This is a genomic window from Vreelandella sp. H-I2, assembly GCF_052959335.1.
Map to the genome: position 1 here is coordinate 555,560 of NZ_JBRAMC010000002.1, position 16,113 is coordinate 571,672.

At 53.5% G+C, this 16,113-nt stretch carries 17 protein-coding genes and 4 tRNA genes; 9 read left to right on the forward strand and 12 right to left on the reverse strand.

Annotated features, from left to right (window positions below; translation table 11 throughout):
* Positions 1-8: 8 nt before the first annotated feature.
* Positions 9-371, forward strand: coding sequence for a ribbon-helix-helix domain-containing protein (locus tag ACUVOF_RS07105; RefSeq protein ID WP_447043665.1), 363 nt, complete (start codon positions 9-11; stop codon positions 369-371).
* Between the two features lie 19 nt (positions 372-390).
* Here the strand turns inward: ACUVOF_RS07105 and ACUVOF_RS07110 are convergent, their stop codons facing one another.
* Entirely contained in the window at positions 391-1,158 is a 768-nt protein-coding gene (locus ACUVOF_RS07110; protein ID WP_447043666.1) for a DUF1499 domain-containing protein, read from the reverse strand.
* A 111-nt stretch (positions 1,159-1,269) separates the two neighbouring features.
* Here ACUVOF_RS07110 and ACUVOF_RS07115 point away from each other — a divergent pair, with 111 nt between their 5' ends.
* Complete coding sequence (locus ACUVOF_RS07115; protein WP_447043667.1) at positions 1,270-1,617, forward strand: hypothetical protein; 348 nt, start codon at positions 1,270-1,272, stop codon at positions 1,615-1,617.
* On the opposite strand, the gene ACUVOF_RS07120 is transcribed toward ACUVOF_RS07115, so the two are convergent.
* Positions 1,614-1,847, reverse strand: coding sequence for a DUF3820 family protein (locus ACUVOF_RS07120; protein WP_447043668.1), 234 nt, complete (start codon positions 1,845-1,847; stop codon positions 1,614-1,616). The genes ACUVOF_RS07115 and ACUVOF_RS07120 overlap by 4 nt on opposite strands.
* Before the next feature lie 32 nt (positions 1,848-1,879).
* On the reverse strand, positions 1,880-2,764 hold the full coding sequence (locus ACUVOF_RS07125; protein ID WP_447043669.1) for a LysR family transcriptional regulator: 885 nt from the start codon (positions 2,762-2,764) through the stop codon (positions 1,880-1,882).
* Between the two features lie 132 nt (positions 2,765-2,896).
* Here ACUVOF_RS07125 and ACUVOF_RS07130 point away from each other — a divergent pair, with 132 nt between their 5' ends.
* Positions 2,897-3,322 carry a VOC family protein gene (locus ACUVOF_RS07130; protein ID WP_179916175.1) on the forward strand — a complete coding sequence of 142 codons (426 nt, stop codon included), beginning with the start codon at positions 2,897-2,899 and terminating at the stop codon, positions 3,320-3,322.
* Between the two features lie 60 nt (positions 3,323-3,382).
* Positions 3,383-3,538, forward strand: coding sequence for a hypothetical protein (locus ACUVOF_RS07135; protein WP_447043806.1), 156 nt, complete (start codon positions 3,383-3,385; stop codon positions 3,536-3,538).
* 105 nt (positions 3,539-3,643) lie between these two features.
* On the opposite strand, the gene lnt is transcribed toward ACUVOF_RS07135, so the two are convergent.
* The 5 genes from lnt to miaB all read right to left on the reverse strand — a co-directional run bounded on the left by lnt (position 3,644) and on the right by miaB (position 9,291).
* A complete protein-coding gene (gene lnt, locus ACUVOF_RS07140) occupies positions 3,644-5,125 on the reverse strand; it encodes an apolipoprotein N-acyltransferase (RefSeq protein WP_447043670.1) in 1,482 nt (493 codons plus the stop codon).
* Between the two features lie 72 nt (positions 5,126-5,197).
* On the reverse strand, positions 5,198-6,088 hold the full coding sequence (locus ACUVOF_RS07145) for an HlyC/CorC family transporter (RefSeq protein ID WP_113269939.1): 891 nt from the start codon (positions 6,086-6,088) through the stop codon (positions 5,198-5,200).
* A 172-nt stretch (positions 6,089-6,260) separates the two neighbouring features.
* Entirely contained in the window at positions 6,261-6,773 is a 513-nt protein-coding gene (gene ybeY, locus ACUVOF_RS07150) for an rRNA maturation RNase YbeY (RefSeq protein WP_447043671.1), read from the reverse strand.
* The gene (locus ACUVOF_RS07155) at positions 6,770-7,849 is read right to left on the reverse strand and encodes a PhoH family protein (protein WP_113269941.1); all 1,080 of its coding nucleotides are present in this window, start codon (positions 7,847-7,849) and stop codon (positions 6,770-6,772) included. The genes ybeY and ACUVOF_RS07155 overlap by 4 nt, the downstream gene beginning before the upstream one ends.
* A 98-nt stretch (positions 7,850-7,947) precedes the next feature.
* A complete protein-coding gene (gene miaB, locus ACUVOF_RS07160; protein WP_447043672.1) occupies positions 7,948-9,291 on the reverse strand; it encodes a tRNA (N6-isopentenyl adenosine(37)-C2)-methylthiotransferase MiaB in 1,344 nt (447 codons plus the stop codon).
* Between the two features lie 197 nt (positions 9,292-9,488).
* Here miaB and ACUVOF_RS07165 point away from each other — a divergent pair.
* The 4 genes from ACUVOF_RS07165 to ACUVOF_RS07180 all read left to right on the forward strand — a co-directional run bounded on the left by ACUVOF_RS07165 (position 9,489) and on the right by ACUVOF_RS07180 (position 10,402).
* Positions 9,489-9,564: transfer RNA gene (locus ACUVOF_RS07165), tRNA-Asn, on the forward strand.
* Between the two features lie 68 nt (positions 9,565-9,632).
* Positions 9,633-9,708, forward strand: a tRNA-Asn gene (locus ACUVOF_RS07170).
* Between the two features lie 39 nt (positions 9,709-9,747).
* Positions 9,748-9,823, forward strand: a tRNA-Asn gene (locus tag ACUVOF_RS07175).
* Between the two features lie 213 nt (positions 9,824-10,036).
* Positions 10,037-10,402: a metalloregulator ArsR/SmtB family transcription factor gene (locus ACUVOF_RS07180; protein ID WP_447043673.1), complete on the forward strand. Its 366-nt coding sequence runs from the start codon at positions 10,037-10,039 to the stop codon at positions 10,400-10,402.
* 88 nt (positions 10,403-10,490) lie between these two features.
* Here ACUVOF_RS07180 and ACUVOF_RS07185 read toward each other — a convergent pair whose 3' ends face one another.
* Positions 10,491-12,614 carry a carboxy terminal-processing peptidase gene (locus ACUVOF_RS07185; protein WP_447043674.1) on the reverse strand — a complete coding sequence of 708 codons (2,124 nt, stop codon included), beginning with the start codon at positions 12,612-12,614 and terminating at the stop codon, positions 10,491-10,493.
* Positions 12,615-12,752: 138 nt separating this feature from the next.
* On the opposite strand from ACUVOF_RS07185, the gene ACUVOF_RS07190 reads away from it, so the two are divergent.
* Positions 12,753-14,072 (forward strand): M18 family aminopeptidase, encoded by a 1,320-nt coding sequence (locus ACUVOF_RS07190; protein WP_447043675.1) that lies wholly within the window; start codon positions 12,753-12,755, stop codon positions 14,070-14,072.
* Positions 14,073-14,147: 75 nt separating this feature from the next.
* Here the strand turns inward: ACUVOF_RS07190 and ACUVOF_RS07195 are convergent.
* The 3 genes from ACUVOF_RS07195 to pth all read right to left on the reverse strand — a co-directional run bounded on the left by ACUVOF_RS07195 (position 14,148) and on the right by pth (position 16,090).
* Positions 14,148-14,224: transfer RNA gene (locus tag ACUVOF_RS07195), tRNA-Met, on the reverse strand.
* 64 nt (positions 14,225-14,288) lie between these two features.
* On the reverse strand, positions 14,289-15,380 hold the full coding sequence (gene ychF / locus ACUVOF_RS07200) for a redox-regulated ATPase YchF (protein ID WP_447043676.1): 1,092 nt from the start codon (positions 15,378-15,380) through the stop codon (positions 14,289-14,291).
* 125 nt (positions 15,381-15,505) lie between these two features.
* On the reverse strand, positions 15,506-16,090 hold the full coding sequence (gene pth / locus ACUVOF_RS07205; RefSeq protein ID WP_447043677.1) for an aminoacyl-tRNA hydrolase: 585 nt from the start codon (positions 16,088-16,090) through the stop codon (positions 15,506-15,508).
* Positions 16,091-16,113 lie beyond the last annotated feature (23 nt).

Consider the following 16,113-nt stretch of genomic DNA (forward strand, 5'->3'; position numbering starts at 1 on the left):
TAACACGCATGTGCAAACTCTTTATCCAAGCCGATCCTGAACTGTGGCGAAGTGCGACACACTCGCTGCGTATTGATGGCATGGTCACTAGTGTGCGGATGGAGAATTATTTCTGGCACATTCTTGAAGAGATCGCCCAACGAGATGGGATGAACACGGCACAGATGATTACTCGGCTATATCACGAATCCATCGACGCCGGGCACGATTTGGGAAACTTCACCTCGTTTTTACGCGTTTGTGCCCTACGCTATCAAGCGCTTCAATTGAGCGGCGATATTCCTGTTCAGCATCAAGTCCCCATCGCCACCCTGGATGCCGAGCAAATTTTGGCGCGTGAAGCTGGCAACAGGCCAGATTCCTTACATTAAAAACGGCGAGAAGAGAGCGTTATTTGAGCCGTGCTTCCAGTGCCTTTAAATAGGCTTCAATTCGCGCTGCGTTAGTTCCCACATCGCTGGCCCCAAGTCGCGAAGCAGAACGCATGTCGACCTGCACCCCGTTGTCCAGCTCGGTTAAGCGAATTACCACATCATCTTCAAAGCCAAACCAACGCGTGGTCGCGGTGGCTTCTATTTGATGGTCGGTAATTCTGGCGATACGCCAGCCAGTCTCTTCCGCCTCGGCTTGTGCGGCCGCCAGAACAACCTGCAGGGATTTATTCACCACTAACGGCTTGATGTGAGGATAGGCTGCTCGTTGCTGCTGAGCAGTTGCATCGCCAGGGTAGGCAACGGCATTAGGCGCGGCTTGCCGTGCCTCAGCGAGGGCTTCAAAAGCAGGCGGGTTCTGCGTATCGGTGGTGATGTCGTGAATAGCAGGTACTTGTTGAGCGCGCTGCCAGTATTGCCACGGCATATAAAACAGCGCAGCAGCGGCGACGATAACCAGTGTGGCTATTAAGGCGGGCCTAGATCGACGAGTCAGCATGCTCAACAGCAGCGTGACAATGCTGACCGCGACTGCAGCTACAGCGACATAAACGCCATTACGCAGTAAGTTAAACGCCTCGCCTAGGCTGATAAGTTCGCCACGATAAGCCGGCCCAGCGCCTGCCATCATTAGTGCCGCCCCTGCTACCAGCAGAATGGCTAAGCCAGCCAGTACGCCTAGCCAATGCCCTCGACGAAGGCGTGCCGTTGTTAGTCGCGTTACCATGTTCTCTCCTTACCACAGCGTATTTCACTATTCTTAGCATAACTACTTCTTCGCACAAATACTGTGTCGATTGGCAGGGTGATCCTTTTAAACCATGACAATAGGATATATATGACCGATAACGTAGCCGCTCTTCGCCAGCTACTGCTCAGCGCACCGCTTGATGCATTGCCGATGACGTATCAGCAGGTGGCTAACACACTAGCACTTACGCCGCCGCGCACCATTGCTCAAGTTACCCAGGCGTTAGAGCAGTTAATGCGCGAAGACGCTGCACAGCAGAAGCCTTTCATCGCGGCACTGGTGGTCAGCCGCCGGGGTGATGGTTTACCCGCGGCGGGTTTTTTTGAACTCGCGGTCGCCTTAGGCCGCTTTCCCGCTGACCCTGTGCACCATGAAGCGGCTTACCGGGCCGAGTTTCAGCGCGCTTTAGAAGCGCGTAACAACAGTCAGCGTTAACTTTCGCCACGCTGGCTAGGCGTTGTTCGCAGCGGATCAAGCAATGGGCCAAGCCCATTGTGATCGATTTCGTGCATCAGATGCAGCAGTTGGCCAATTTCCCCTGAGGGAAACCCCTCCCGGGCAAACCAGTTTAAATAGGGACCGGGGAGGTCGGCGATAAGGCGACCCTCATACTTGCCAAAGGGCATGGTGCGAGTCACTAACTTTTCCAGATCCTCTGGCTTCATGCACTAACTCCTCTGGTCTCACGTCAAACACGTTAACCATCATTATCGGACCGCGTGGCGATTTCGCCAATCAATTGGGCAAGCGTTCGTGCGGGGGCACTCAAATGACCGCTAGTGGGATGAATCAACCCGACATCGCGATGAAAGGTACGCTCGCCTAAATCAATCGCACGGACCTCCGCTGGCCAGTGTTGCTGCGCTATCGCTTCGGGCACCAGAGCAACGCCTACCCCCTTGGCGACCAGCTTAACAATCGCTTCCAGTTCGTCGACTTCACATACTTCACGCACGTTACAGTGGTTGTTGCGTAAGAAGCGGTCCACCTGACGCCCGCCAAAGGAAGCGCGGTCATAACGGATAAACGGCTGGCTTGTCATCAGCTCTCGCCACTGGTCGCCGTTAATATGCTGCGGCACGATTAATCTAAAGGGTTCGCGGGCAAGGGGCGTCCAGCGCAAATCGCTGTGTAGCGAAAAGGGCGGACGTATAATGACCGCCATATCCAATTCGCCAGCGTCGACTTGATTCACCAGTTCCATGGAAAGCCCCGGCACCACGCGGGTGCAGCAATCACTGTAAGTATGATGAAAGCGTGCCAACGCATCGGGAAGTAGCGAGCGCTGGATCGAGGCGATGGCGCCGATACTGACCCGATGTGTTGCCGGTTGGCCTGATAGGGAAGCGCCTAGTGTACTGTAGAGGGTTAGCAGGACATGGGCTTGCTTCAGTGTCTCTTGCCCTCGCTGGGTCAATGTCGCGGCACGCCCTTTGCGCTCAAACAACGCAATCCCCAATTCTTCCTCAAGGCGTTTCATTTGGGCACTGACCGCCGCTTGCGTTAGGCCAATTTTATTGCCCGCTGCGGCAAAGGTGCCTTCCTGTGCCACCGCCATCAGCGTCTTTAGTTCACGGATCATTGATAAATCCTTTTTGTGAATCAGCCAAATAGTTATTGATATTATTTTCCCATGAGCCGCCCTAGGATGAATACACCGTGGCGGCGTTAAGTGCCAACCACTCTTCAGAACGTTAATAAGTAGGAGACTAACATGAGCCTTTCACCCTTCCATTTAGCCATTCCCGTTTACGATGTTGCGTTGGCGCGGGCTTTTTATAATGACGTGTTTGGCCTGGAAGAGGGTCGTTCCAGCGAGCAGTGGGTCGACTTTAATTTCTTTGGCCATCAGTTGGTGATTCATGAACAGCCCAAAACACCAGGCCAGGAGAGCGCTCATACAAACCCTGTGGATGGGCATAACGTACCGGTGCCGCACTTTGGTGTGATTTTAGAATGGGACGAGTGGGAAGCCCTGGCCGAACGTTTGAAAGCACGCGATACACAGTTTGTGATTGAGCCGTATATTCGCTTTAAAGGCGAAGTAGGCGAGCAGGCCACTATGTTCTTGCTTGATCCATGCGGTAATGCGCTAGAGTTCAAAGCGTTCAAGGATATGAGTCAGGTGTTCGCTAAATAAGCGGTGTTCGCGAAATCGGCTTTCTATTCATTAAACGCGCAACGACTGCTCCTGTCGGCGATGCTGGTCAAAGCGTTGGGCGCTGAGGTAACGGTGTGCACCCGACCCGATATTGGTATCCAAAAGATTAATGAAGGCTTTGTGCGGATGGAAAAAGGCGATGTACGCTACCGTTTCGTGATTGTTATGGCGACGCTGAAAAATAGCGCCGCCTAAATGCCCCATTGGCTAGTTGGCTAGCGTGAGTCAAATAAAGCGGCCCGAACCCTGCAAAGGAGTCGGGCCGTTTTTTGGTAAAGGCTTAACGCTTAGCGCTGCATGTCAGTTACGCCCCTGGCGAGTGGTTCTTGCTGCCACCATCCCCGGTAAAAGCATCAAACCTGCCAAAAGCCAGGCGGGCCAACTGCCGGTACGGGTAAACGGTGTCAGGCCTTCCATGGCGTAAAACTCACCGGTAAGCAGGGTGGTTTCGAACTGCGGTGCGCGCTTAACAATGCGGCCATTGTCGTCAATAATTGCCGTAATGCCGTTGCTGGTGGCACGAATTACATAACGACCATTCTCTAGCGCTCGCAGCCGTGCCATCTGAAGGTGCTGATGCGGGCCGATAGAAGCACCAAACCAGGTGTCGTTAGATACCGTCATGATTACATCGCTGTCTTGGGCGCGGCGGGCGACCAACTGAGGGTAAATGATTTCATAGCAGATCGCATTGCCGATAGAAATACCCGCGGCCTGCATCGGCGTCTGCTCATGCTCACCTTTGGTAAAGGCCGACATGGGCAGGTCAAAGAAATCTATCGCTCCGCGTAGCACGCTTTCCAGCGGCAAGTACTCACCAAAAGGCACTAAGTGCTCTTTCTGGTAGCTCCCCTCGACATTGCCGACGCCGATCACGCTATTGAAGTAGCGTTCTTGTTCATCGCGCTGAACGATACCGGTGAGCAGAGCGACATCAGGCGGTAGGTTCGCTTGCACCCGCTCCAAGACCGGGCGGGCCTGCTCTTCTATCATCGGCAGGGCCGTTTCTGGCCATACGATCAGATCCACTTCATCGGCAACTTCGCGGGTAAGTTCGCTATAGGTGTTCGCCGCCGTGCGTTGCCCTTCAGGTGTCCACTTCAATAGCTGTGGCAGATTGCCTTGCAGTAGGGCCACGCGGGTGGGGTCACTGGCTTGGGTCGTCCATTGCTGGGGAAGGGCCATTGGGATTAACCAAATAGCCGCAAGCGGCGCAATTGCCCACCACTGACGGCGAAACAGTAGTTCTGCAGCGAAAGTGCCGCTAAGGGCTACCAATAATGATAGCAGGTACACCCCACCAACCGGCGCCCAGGCGGCTAGCGGTGAGTCGACGTAGCCAGAGCCCAGTAGCAACCATGGAAAGCCGGTAAACAGGTAGGTACGCAGCACCTCGCCCAGCACCCAGGCGCCTGCAAAGCTTATAAAAGCGAGACGAGCGGATATAAAGCGTCGGTATAGCCAGAAGGTACCGGCAAAAAAAAGCGCCAATATCGTTACGAACAGAGTCGTTAGAAATACCGCTAGGGGCACACTGGTGTAGCCATAGTCATGAATGGAGACATACACCCAGGACGTGCCGCTGGCGAATAGCGCAACACCGTATAACCAGCCTTTAAGCGCCGCTTGCGCAGGCGTTAAGGCGTGCAGCCCTGTGTAAAGTAAACCGATCGCCACAGGCCCTAACCACCAAAGCTCGAAAGGGGAAGCCGTTAGGGTGGTGAAGCCGCCAGCGACCAGGGCGGCAAGCAGCTGTAACAATAACGCGGGGGGAAAACCCATAGCGATAACCTATCTACGGTAAGATTTGAAAGAGTGGACACAGAGAGTAACGAATGATGCAGCCTAAGATTTTTACTCTTCTTGGGCGTCATCCTCTTCGTCATCGCGGCGGGTATCTCGGTAGGCTTCGAGCAGGCGAATGCGCCGTGTATCGGCATTGAGAATCACAAATCGCCAGCCGCCGAGAGTGGTATGCTCACCGCGCCGTGGCAAATGGCCAAACTGTTGCATCACCAGGCCGCCAACGGTATCAAATTCGTCGTCGGAGAACTCGGTATTAAAGCGTTCGTTGAAGTCTTCGATGGGGGTCAGTGCGCGGATAGCAAAGTGGCCATTCTCTAATTCGCGGATATCCTCTTCTTCATCGATATCATGCTCATCTTCGATGTCGCCGACGATCTGCTCAAGGATATCTTCGATGGTGATAATGCCCGCCGTGCCGCCGTATTCGTCAACGACAATGGCCATATGGTTATGCGTGTCACGAAACTCTTTCAGCAAGCTGTTAAGGCGTTTTGATTCAGGAATAAACATTGCTGGGCGCAAAATATCATCGAGCTTGAAGGCATCACGCTGGGCCTGAGTTTGCGAAAGCAGCGGGAGCAGATCTTTTACCAGTAGAATGCCTTTCACGTCATCCAGGTTTTCACCAATCACCGGGTAGCGGGAGTGGCCAGTTTCCTGAATCAGCGGCAAATAGCCATCGCTAGTTTGATCCAGCGCGATAGCCGACACCTGGGAGCGAGGTATCAGCACTTCACGTACCTGCTGATCGCTGATCTCAAGCGCACCTTCGATAATCATGATGGCGTCTTGATCCAGCTTTAACTTCCCTGCGGTATGGCGTAAAAACGTCATCAACTCATCGCGTGAGCTGGGTTCGTCATTGTCTCCGGAAAGGGCGCCAAAGAGTTTCTCGAGCCAGGATTTTTGATTGAGGTTGCTCGATCGGTCTTCGCTCATGCGTCAATTCTCTCGTTTGCGGGCAGTCGGTGGCTATCTCATTTACTACGTTGTCAGCTAGCTTTTTACCACTGACGCGGGGGATAGTACCAGATTGACAGTAACAGATTCGCTGTTACATGATTTAACGCAACTACTGTCAAACAGCATATGCTTAAGGCGTTTCAAAGATTTAAAACGTTTCGCCATCATTATCGATTGCGTGGGTGTTGTCAGCATAAGGGTCGGGGATATTCAGCTCAGCTAACAGTTCGCGCTCAAACTGCTCCATTTCCTCAGCTTCCTGATCATCAATATGATCGTAGCCCATTAAATGCAAGATGCCATGCACGACCATATGCGCGTAGTGATGCTCAAGAGGCTTATCCTGCTCGCTAGCTTCTTGAGCTACGACAGCATGACAAATCACCAAGTCGCCGAGTAGGGGTAAATCAATGCCCGGCGGGCTTTCAAACGGAAACGACAACACGTTAGTGGTTTTGTCTTTGCTTCGGTAATCACGGTTAAGCGTCTGGCTTTCACGCTCATCCACAAACCGGATGGTCACTTCGCGGCGCTGGTCATCCGGGTGGTGCGCAAAAACACAGCCCACCCATTGGGTGAGCTGTGTAAGGGAGGGAAGCAACGGTTCGTTAATCGCCGCCTGCCGATCAATCGCAATCTCGTTCGTCGCGAGCTTATTCATCGTGAACTATCCCAAGAGCTTTCACGCGACTGCATGCGGGCGTCACGCTCTTGCTGGCGCACTTCGCGGCGGGCACGTTCTTCTACTTCTTGTTGGGATTCAAACATATCGTAGGCTTCGATAATGCGCTGAACCAACGGGTGGCGCACGACGTCCTTGGCGGCAAAGTGCGTGACGCCAATCCCAGGCGTGTCTTTTAACACGTCGAGCACTTGAATCAGCCCCGAGCGCTGGCCTTTAGGCAGGTCAACCTGGGTGACGTCGCCGGTAATCACGGCGGTGGAGCCAAAGCCAATCCGGGTCAGAAACATTTTCATCTGCTCGGGGGTGGTGTTTTGGCTCTCATCAAGAATGATGTAGGAGTTGTTGAGCGTGCGACCGCGCATATAAGCCAGCGGGGCAATCTCTATGACCTGGCGTTCAATCAGCTTCGCCACCTGCTCAAAACCGATCATTTCATATAAGGCATCATAAAGTGGGCGCAGGTAGGGATCGATTTTCTGGGCGAGATCGCCAGGAAGAAAACCAAGCTTTTCACCCGCTTCAACCGCCGGACGCACCAGCAAAATACGGCGCACTTCCTGCTGATTGAGTGCTTCGACTGCGGCGGCGACGGCTAGATAGGTTTTACCTGTACCCGCAGGTCCAATACCGAAATTGATATCGTGCTCACGGATGCTTGAAACATAGCGCTGCTGATTAAGCCCGCGTGGTTTGATCATGGTGCGTGGGGTGCGCATGATCACTTCATCGCTGCTGCCGGTGCCATCCTCTTCGTCTTCCAGTGCTTCGAGCCCGGATTCTTGCAGGAAAAGGTGCACGGTATCGGCATCAAGTTCGCTCGCCGCTGTTTCGCGATAAAGATGTTCCAACACGTTCGCCGCTGCCTTAATACGGTTGGCTGGGCCTGCCAGTTGAAACACATTGCCCCGGTTGCGCAGCGTCACGTCCAGGCGGCTTTCAATCAGCTTCAGATGCTCGTCCTGCTGGCCGCAAAGGCTAGCAAGGCGCTGCGGATCATTGGGTTCAAGGCTTAAGGTGATGATGCGATTGGCCTGAGGTGTGGGCTGGCTCAAGAGTGGGGAACCCCTCGTTAGTGTGTGTATTCTTTAGCTTACTGCTCCGACCAGGGCCGGAGCAATCACCTTTGTTAATAGCAATGTTAAGGGAATGTTTAATAGCGCTCGGGTGAGGCAAGTTCGCCGCGTAGCGAATTGGGAAAGGCCTCGGTAATCTCAACATCCACAAAATAGCCAATCAGCTCGGTCGGGTTGGCGGCACGGAAGTTAACCACGCGGTTATTCTCAGTCCGCCCGGAAAGCTGACCGGGGTCGCGCGGCGAAAAGCCGTTAACCAGTACGCGCTGAGTGCTGCCTACCATGCGGCGGCTAATTTGGGCCGTTTGTTGAATAATGCGCTCTTGTAAAATCGCTAAGCGCTGCTTTTTAACACTCTCTGGTGTTTCATCAGGCAGGCCAGAGGCAGGAGTGCCAGGGCGTGCCGAGTAAACGAAGCTAAACGAATGATCGAAGCCAATTTGGTGAATTAAGTTCATCGTGGCTTCAAAATCTTCTTCCGTTTCGCCAGGGAAGCCGATGATGAAGTCCGAAGAGAAGCTGATATCCGGGCGGTTAGCGCGGATTCTTTCCATCTTTTCGATGTACTCAGCGGCTGTGTGGCCACGCTTCATAGCGTTAAGAATACGGTCAGAGCCCGACTGCACCGGTAGGTGTAAGTGGCTTACCAGCTCAGGAATATCGGCGAAGGCGTCCACGAGGCTATCGGTAAACTCTACCGGATGCGACGTGGTAAAGCGGACGCGGTCAATACCGTCTACTGCTGCTACACAGGCAATCAGTTCGGCCAGGTCGATCTCGTCGCCAAGCTGGTTTTCGCCGCGGTAAGCATTAACGTTCTGGCCTAGCAGATTGATCTCACGCACACCCTGATCGGAAAGGTGGATGACTTCGTCCATGACCGCTTCGAACGGGCGCGAAACCTCTTCACCGCGAGTGTAAGGCACCACGCAGAAGGTGCAGTACTTTGAGCAGCCTTCCATGATCGACACAAACGCCGTTGCACCATCCGAGGAGGGCTTGGGCAGGTGATCGAATTTCTCGATCTCTGGAAAGGTGACATCTACGGCGGCAATTTGGTTATTACCGCGAGCGTCCAGCATCGAAGGCACGCGGTGTAGGGTTTGCGGCCCGAACACCATGTCGACATGGGGGGCACGCTTGCGGATGGCTTCGCCTTCCTGGCTAGCCACGCAGCCGCCTACGCCAATCACCAGGTTGGGGTTGGCATCTTTCAGTTTTTTCCAGCGTCCGAGCTGATGAAAAACTTTCTCCTGCGCTTTTTCGCGAATCGAGCAGGTGTTTAACAGAATGACATCGGCTTCACGCTCATTATCAGTGAGTTCGAGCTGGTGAGATTCGCCGAGTAGATCCGCCATACGGGAGGAGTCGTACTCGTTCATTTGGCAGCCGTGCGTTTTGATGAAGAGCTTCTTCGCCATCGGTACCTGTCATCTATGAGTCGTCGGGGGACGAGGATGAATGGAGTGTTATCGTGCGGCCTGATTTTTGATGACCACGCCGCTGTCAGTAATGGGCGCATTATACGGATACAGGAAACCAGCGGCTAGCGTTCCTCAATAATCGATACTTGACCGGCCCATTTCTATGGGTATACTACGCACCGTGTTTGAGCAGTTCCTCGATAGCTCAGTTGGTAGAGCAAATGACTGTTAATCATTGGGTCGCAGGTTCGAGTCCTGCTCGAGGAGCCAACCGCTAAGTACGTTAACTATTGCGTTAATTAGCGGCTCCCACTCATACACATCAGCAAGTTAAATGTTCCTCGATAGCTCAGTTGGTAGAGCAAATGACTGTTAATCATTGGGTCGCAGGTTCGAGTCCTGCTCGAGGAGCCAAATTGCTGTTCTGCTTTATTTTACCCTTACGGTAAACGTTCCCCGATAGCTCAGTTGGTAGAGCAAATGACTGTTAATCATTGGGTCGCAGGTTCGAGTCCTGCTCGGGGAGCCAATGGCAGATTCCTCACGTTTTCCCTTCCTTACTTTCGTTTTAGCTTCCTCTTGCGATTAATGCTTCTCTTTTTTTGCCGTTAGTGCATCCATCGATAGCCTTCGCTGTTACGCATCTACTCTGTTGTCGTAAACTGCGCTGATGATCCTATGTTCTGTTAATCCTATGTTCTGTTAATCCTATGTTCTGTTAATCCTATGGTTTAGGAAGGTTATGGTGGATAACGTAAAAACGTCCCAGGCGCTCTCAATTTTTAAATGTTTAAGCGATGAAACGCGCTTGATGCTGGTGCTGCTGGTTGCTCAAGAGCAGGAGCTATGTGTGTGTGAGATGACCCATACATTGCAAGTGTCGCAGCCCAAGGTATCCCGACACTTGGCTCAATTGCGCCAGTGTGGGCTGCTCAGCGATCAGCGCGAAGGCCAGTGGGTCTATTACCGAATTGCGCCTCAGTTGCCTGCCTGGGCGCTTGATATTATACAGGCCGGTAGTGAGGGCAGTGCCGTTGTGTTGGCGGGACTGACCAAACGCTTAACCAAAATGGGTGATCGACCAACGAGGCGGGCAGCGCTTTGTTGAAGAAAGGGTGACGTTAGGATGAAGCCAACGTTGTTGCCTCAAAAAAATGCCGACCTCTGAGAGGTCGGCATTTTTGTATCCAGATCAATTAGCGCTTAGCTGCAAACCGCTGGGTTTCTTGCAGGTGGGCATAGTCGAGTAGGATTTCAGCTGCTTCGAGCACGTAGGCGCGATCGACAGCCAATGCCTCGTCCTCTTCACTCTCAGCATCGCTCTCTGGCGATGAGGCGGTGTCGTCTGCCTCGTTTGCTACTCCGGCCGTTGTTTCTGTCCGAGCATCCATCCATTCGTCGAGTTCTTCAAGCCCCAGTGCGCGGCGGCGTTGGTTCTCCAGAGAGAGCTGTTCGGCTTCCTGGGCTTCCATCTCGCGCTCACGCTGTTCGCGATTCAGGCTCACGCTGGTGTGCTGCTCGCGCAACTGGCGGGCAAGCGTAGATTGGCGTTCCAGGTAGCGGAAGTTAGGGTTATCCTCAGCGCGCACATCGTGCTGCGCAATAAGATTGTCCAGCATATTTTCAGGTTCGCCATAACGACGATACTGAACGTTTTGGACGGTATCCCAGGCCAGCGCGTTATCCAGGCTGCTTTCACCGATACGTTCAGGATCAATCAGACTGGGGAAGTTGATATCCGGCTCTACGCCGCGGTTTTGTGTGCTATCGCCAGAAATACGATAGAACTTGGCGCGGGTTAGCTTAATCTGCCCATGACTCAGCTCATTAAGCGTCTGTACAGTGCCTTTGCCGAACGTCGGCGTACCCAGTACTAGGCCGCGTCCGTAATCCTGAATCGCACCGGCAAAAATCTCGGAGGCGGAGGCGGAGAGGCGGTTCACCAAGACGCCTAGCGGGCCGTCATAAAGCGTGCCTGCTTCGCTATCGCCATAGAGCTGGATACGACCTTGGGCGTCGCGTACCTGAACCGTTGGGCCGCGATCGATAAACAACCCAATCAGAGAGTTCGCTTCCTGTAAGGCGCCGCCACCGTTATTACGCAGGTCAAGCACAATGCCTTCTATGCCTTCTGCTTTAAGGTGTTCGACTTCTTTGGCAACGTCACGGGTCGTGCTGCGATACTCTTCCTCGCCGGCTTGCCACGCGTCGAAATCAACGTAGAACGTCGGTACGTTGATGACCCCAAGGCGGTGAGGTTCGCCGTCACGCTCTACTTCAATGATTTCACTGCTGGCGGCTTGGTCTTCAAGACTAACGGTATCGCGGGTAATCTCAACGACTTGCGAGCGGGTCATATCGACCGCTTGGGCAGGCACTACATCTAAGCGAACGGTGGAGCCTTTAGGGCCGCGAATCAGATCCACTACGTTATCCAGGCGCATGCCGACCACATTAACCATTTCGCCATCTTCCTGGCCCACGGCGGTAATCCGGTCTGCGGGTTCTAAAACCCCGGCACGTTCTGCTGGGCCGCCGGGCACGAGGCTTGCGACTTTAACGTATTCGCCGTCCGATTGAAGCAGTGCGCCAATACCTTCAAGCGAGAGACTCATTTGAATATCAAACGATTCTCCTTGGCGTGGCGAAAGGTAGCCTGTATGCGGGTCAATGCTGCCAGCAACCGCTGCCATCAATACGCCAAAAACATCTTCTGATTCAGTTTGTTCCAATCGGGTCAGTTGGCCTTCGTAGCGCTGGCGCAGATTGGTTTCAATCTGTTCATTATCCTGCTCGGTTAAGGCAAGCGTTAGGGCATCGTTTTTAAGCCGCTTGCGCCATAACTCGTCGAGTTCGCTTTCGCGGGATGCCCAGGGCGCTTCTTCACGATCAATCTCTAAACGCTCGTTACTATCAAAATCAAAATCAAGGCCTTCATCGAGCCGGGCAAGCAGTGATTCAAGGCGAGCACGCTGCCGCTCGCTGAAGGTATTGTAAAGATCAAAAGCATCCTCCAGATCACCATTAAAAATAGCGTCTGCCATGCCTGTCTCTAAATGCCGGTAGGGCTCGATATCACTTTGCAACAGATAGGCACGCTGGCCATCCAGAATATCCAAATAGCGTTGGAAAGTGTCCTGCGACCACGCTTCGTCAAAATTTATATCAGCATAATGGCCGTAGCGGAGCGAGTCCGCAATTTCCACTGCCGCCTGGCGTTGTTCGTTGGTCGGCTCAAGTTGCGCAAAGGCGGCTGGGCTGGTAACAACCAGCATGACAGCCAGGGCGACCGAACGCGAAAGCGTTGCAAACAAGCTCATCAGTCAAGCTCTCCCGGATTTGTGTACACTCATCGTTCCCTAGACACGCAAATGACCCATGAGTTGCGTAGGACGAGGGAGTATTGTAGCAGGTCGCCTGCGCTATGAGACTCAATCATTACTGTTATGAGGATTTACATGTCCGACACTTTCAACGCTGATCGTTTAACACGTCTATGCGATTTTTTGCGCCAATCACCAACCTCGTGGCACGCTGCAGGCAATATGGCCACGCGATTGGAGCAAGCCGGTTTTCAGCGGCTGGAAGAGAAGGCGAATTGGCAACTAACATCGGGTAAGCGCTACTACGTTACCCGTAATGACTCAGCCATTATCGCGTTTCAGTTGCCTGAGTCTGACTTGGCATCCCTGCGAATGATCGGCGCGCATACTGATAGTCCTGGGCTGCACTTAAAGCCTAACGCTACGCAGCGCTCCGCTGGCTGGTTACAGTTGGGTGTACAGGTATACGGCGGTGTGCTGTTGGCGCCCTGGTTTGACCGTGATCTGGGATTGGCGGGGCGGGTGCATTTACGCCACGCTGATGGGCGCTTGGAAAGTGTGTTGCTCAATGTCGACCGTGCTATAGCGACTATACCGAGTTTGGCTATTCATCTTGATCGAGACGTGAACAGTGGCCGTCCGATAAACCCGCAGACGCAAATGGCGCCAGTGTTGTTGCAAAGCGAGACGGCCACGTTAGTCGAGTTAGTGGCGCAATGGCTAGAAGAGCAGCATGGTTTACGTGCCGTGGAGGTTGTTGATTTCGAGCTGGGCTTTTACGATGTGCAGCCGCCATCGCTGGTCGGCGTCAAGCAAGAGCTAGTAGCAAGTGCCCGGTTAGATAATCTGCTTTCCTGTTTTATGGGGTTGGAAGCGCTGTTAGCTTGCGATGGTAGTCAGGGCGCCCTGTTGGTAGCGAATGACCACGAGGAAGTGGGCAGTGCCAGCGCTTGCGGTGCTCAAGGTCCTTTTCTGGCGGACGTACTAACGCGTATTAACAGCCAGTTAGGCGGCAAGGACGGCGAAAAGGGCAATGACGAGTCACTGATTCAGCTGATTCAGTCGTCGTTGATGATCTCTTGCGATAATGCCCACGCGCTGCACCCTAATTTTCGCGATAAGCACGACGAGCGCCACGGCCCAGCGATTAACGGCGGCCCAGTGATCAAGGTCAATGCAAGTCAGCGCTACGCCACCAATAGCGTCACCGGCGCGCTGTTTCGTGATGTCTGCCGCGAGGCGGACGTGCCGGTACAGTCGTTTGTGACTCGGGCGGATATGGGCTGTGGAAGCACTATCGGCCCGATTACTGCTACCGAATTAGGTGTCCCCACCATTGATGTCGGCGTACCTCAGTGGGCGATGCACTCGATTCGCGAGACGGCGGGCACTAAAGATGTTGAGTACCTGACCCGCGCGCTAACGCTCTTTTTAAACCGGCCGACATTAAGTTGATAATGCTTAGCCCATACGAACGGCACTAAAACAAAAAGCCCGCTGACAAGGTCAGCGGGCTTTTTTTATAAGCTTTGGTGGCTACGCCCTGATTTGAACAGGGGACCCCATCATTATGAGTGATGTGCTCTAACCAGCTGAGCTACGTAGCCTTTCAACGGGGGCGAATGATACTGGAAGCGTCGTTGCTCGTCAATGTGTTATTGCCGACAGCCGCTATACGTTGAACCGGAAGTGGACAACGTCGCCATCTTTGACGATGTACTCTTTGCCTTCCAAGCGCCATTTGCCAGCATCTTTGGCACCTTGTTCGCCGCCGAGCGTGACAAAGTCGTCATAGGCAACCACTTCAGCGCGGATAAAGCCTTTCTGGAAGTCGGTATGGATAACGCCGGCCGCTTCAGGTGCAGTCGCGCCTTCTTTGATTGTCCAGGCACGGACTTCCTTAACACCAGCAGTGAAGTAGGTTTGCAGGCCCAGCAGCGAATAACCGGCGCGAATCACGCGGTCAAGGCCCGGTTCATCCATGCCCATCTCGCTTAGGAACATGGAGCGCTCTTCGTCATCCAGTTCAGCGATTTCAGCTTCCAATTGATTGCAAACGGGCACCACCAGCGCACCTTCCTCAGCGGCAATTTCATTCACAATATCCAGGTAGGGGTTGTTCTCGAAACCATCTTCATTGACGTTGGCGATATACATGGTGGGCTTCAGGGTCAAAAAGCCGAAGCTTTTCACCTGGCGTTGCTCTTCATCGCTCAAGCCAAAACTGCGTAGCGGCAAACCTTCGGCAACGTGAGGCTGGATACGATCAAGAATCGCCTTGGTGGCGATGGCGTCTTTGTCACCGCCCTTCACCGAGCGAACCAGGCGCTGGCTGGCTTTTTCGACGGTATCCAGATCGGCCAGTGCCAATTCTAAATTGATGGTTTCGATATCCGCGCGGGGGTCGACCTGGTTAGCCACATGGATAACATTATCGTTATCGAAGCAGCGTACCACGTGGGCAATTGCCTGGGTTTCACGGATATTGGCCAGGAATTTGTTGCCCAAGCCTTCGCCTTTGGAAGCGCCAGCGACCAGACCGGCAATGTCGACGAACTCCATGGTGGTCGGCAGTACTTTCTGCGGCTTGACGATTTCGGCAAGCTTATCAAGGCGCGGGTCCGGCATCGGGACGATACCCACGTTTGGCTCAATGGTGCAGAAGGGGAAGTTTTCTGCATCAATGCCAGACTTGGTCAACGCATTGAAGAGCGTGGATTTGCCGACGTTGGGCAGGCCGACGATGCCGCAATTAAAACCCATAAAGTGTTCCTGAGAATAAAATGTTGAGGCGATAAATTAAGCGCCATTCTACGAGATGAACTAGCCGTCAGTCACTGGCTAAAGGCTTCAGTCACTCGCTAAAGGCTTCAGTCACTAGCTAAAGGCTAGGGCTTCAAGCTGTGTAGCTGATTCATGGCTTTAGCCCAGTCGCCATCAAGTGCTAAAGGCAGGGTGGCGATGCACTCATCCAGGGCGCGAACGATAGCTTCTTGTTCAGCCTTGCCAGGACGGCCGAGTACATAATTAGTGACTTGACGCGCCTCACCTGGATGACCAATGCCAATCCGCGCGCGGTGAAACTGCTTTTGGCCGCCTAATGCGCTAATAATATCGCGCAGGCCATTATGGCCTCCATGCCCACCACCGGTTTTGTAGCGTGCCTGACCGGGTGGAAGATCAAGTTCGTCATGGGCGACCAATAAATTGTCGGGAGCCAGTTTGAAAAACTGACACAGGACGGCGACTGCGGCACCGCTGCGATTCATAAAGGTGGCAGGATTGAGTAGGTGTAGCTCATGGTCACCTAGACGTATCTTCGCGTAATGACCAAAAAACTTTTTTTCTGGCCGCAATTCAGCATGGGCGCTGCGCGCAATAGCGTCGACCAGCCAGAAGCCAGCGTTATGGCGTGTGGCCTCATATTCGGCGCCGGGGTTACCTAATCCAATAATGGCTGTTACCTGGCTCATCTTCGCACCTCATACACAATATC

Bases quoted from the DNA above. Each gene is read 5' to 3' on its own strand.
- ACUVOF_RS07105 (WP_447043665.1), top strand. From the start codon at position 9: ATGTGCAAACTCTTTATCCAAGCCGATCCTGAACTGTGGCGAAGTGCG.
- ACUVOF_RS07110 (WP_447043666.1), bottom strand. From the start codon at position 1,158: ATGGTAACGCGACTAACAACGGCACGCCTTCGTCGAGGGCATTGGCTA.
- ACUVOF_RS07115 (WP_447043667.1), top strand. From the start codon at position 1,270: ATGACCGATAACGTAGCCGCTCTTCGCCAGCTACTGCTCAGCGCACCG.
- ACUVOF_RS07120 (WP_447043668.1), bottom strand. From the start codon at position 1,847: ATGAAGCCAGAGGATCTGGAAAAGTTAGTGACTCGCACCATGCCCTTT.
- ACUVOF_RS07125 (WP_447043669.1), bottom strand. From the start codon at position 2,764: ATGATCCGTGAACTAAAGACGCTGATGGCGGTGGCACAGGAAGGCACC.
- ACUVOF_RS07130 (WP_179916175.1), top strand. From the start codon at position 2,897: ATGAGCCTTTCACCCTTCCATTTAGCCATTCCCGTTTACGATGTTGCG.
- ACUVOF_RS07135 (WP_447043806.1), top strand. From the start codon at position 3,383: ATGCTGGTCAAAGCGTTGGGCGCTGAGGTAACGGTGTGCACCCGACCC.
- lnt (WP_447043670.1), bottom strand. From the start codon at position 5,125: ATGGGTTTTCCCCCCGCGTTATTGTTACAGCTGCTTGCCGCCCTGGTC.
- ACUVOF_RS07145 (WP_113269939.1), bottom strand. From the start codon at position 6,088: ATGAGCGAAGACCGATCGAGCAACCTCAATCAAAAATCCTGGCTCGAG.
- ybeY (WP_447043671.1), bottom strand. From the start codon at position 6,773: ATGAATAAGCTCGCGACGAACGAGATTGCGATTGATCGGCAGGCGGCG.
- miaB (WP_447043672.1), bottom strand. From the start codon at position 9,291: ATGGCGAAGAAGCTCTTCATCAAAACGCACGGCTGCCAAATGAACGAG.
- ACUVOF_RS07180 (WP_447043673.1), top strand. From the start codon at position 10,037: ATGGTGGATAACGTAAAAACGTCCCAGGCGCTCTCAATTTTTAAATGT.
- ACUVOF_RS07185 (WP_447043674.1), bottom strand. From the start codon at position 12,614: ATGAGCTTGTTTGCAACGCTTTCGCGTTCGGTCGCCCTGGCTGTCATG.
- ACUVOF_RS07190 (WP_447043675.1), top strand. From the start codon at position 12,753: ATGTCCGACACTTTCAACGCTGATCGTTTAACACGTCTATGCGATTTT.
- ychF (WP_447043676.1), bottom strand. From the start codon at position 15,380: ATGGGTTTTAATTGCGGCATCGTCGGCCTGCCCAACGTCGGCAAATCC.
- pth (WP_447043677.1), bottom strand. From the start codon at position 16,090: ATGAGCCAGGTAACAGCCATTATTGGATTAGGTAACCCCGGCGCCGAA.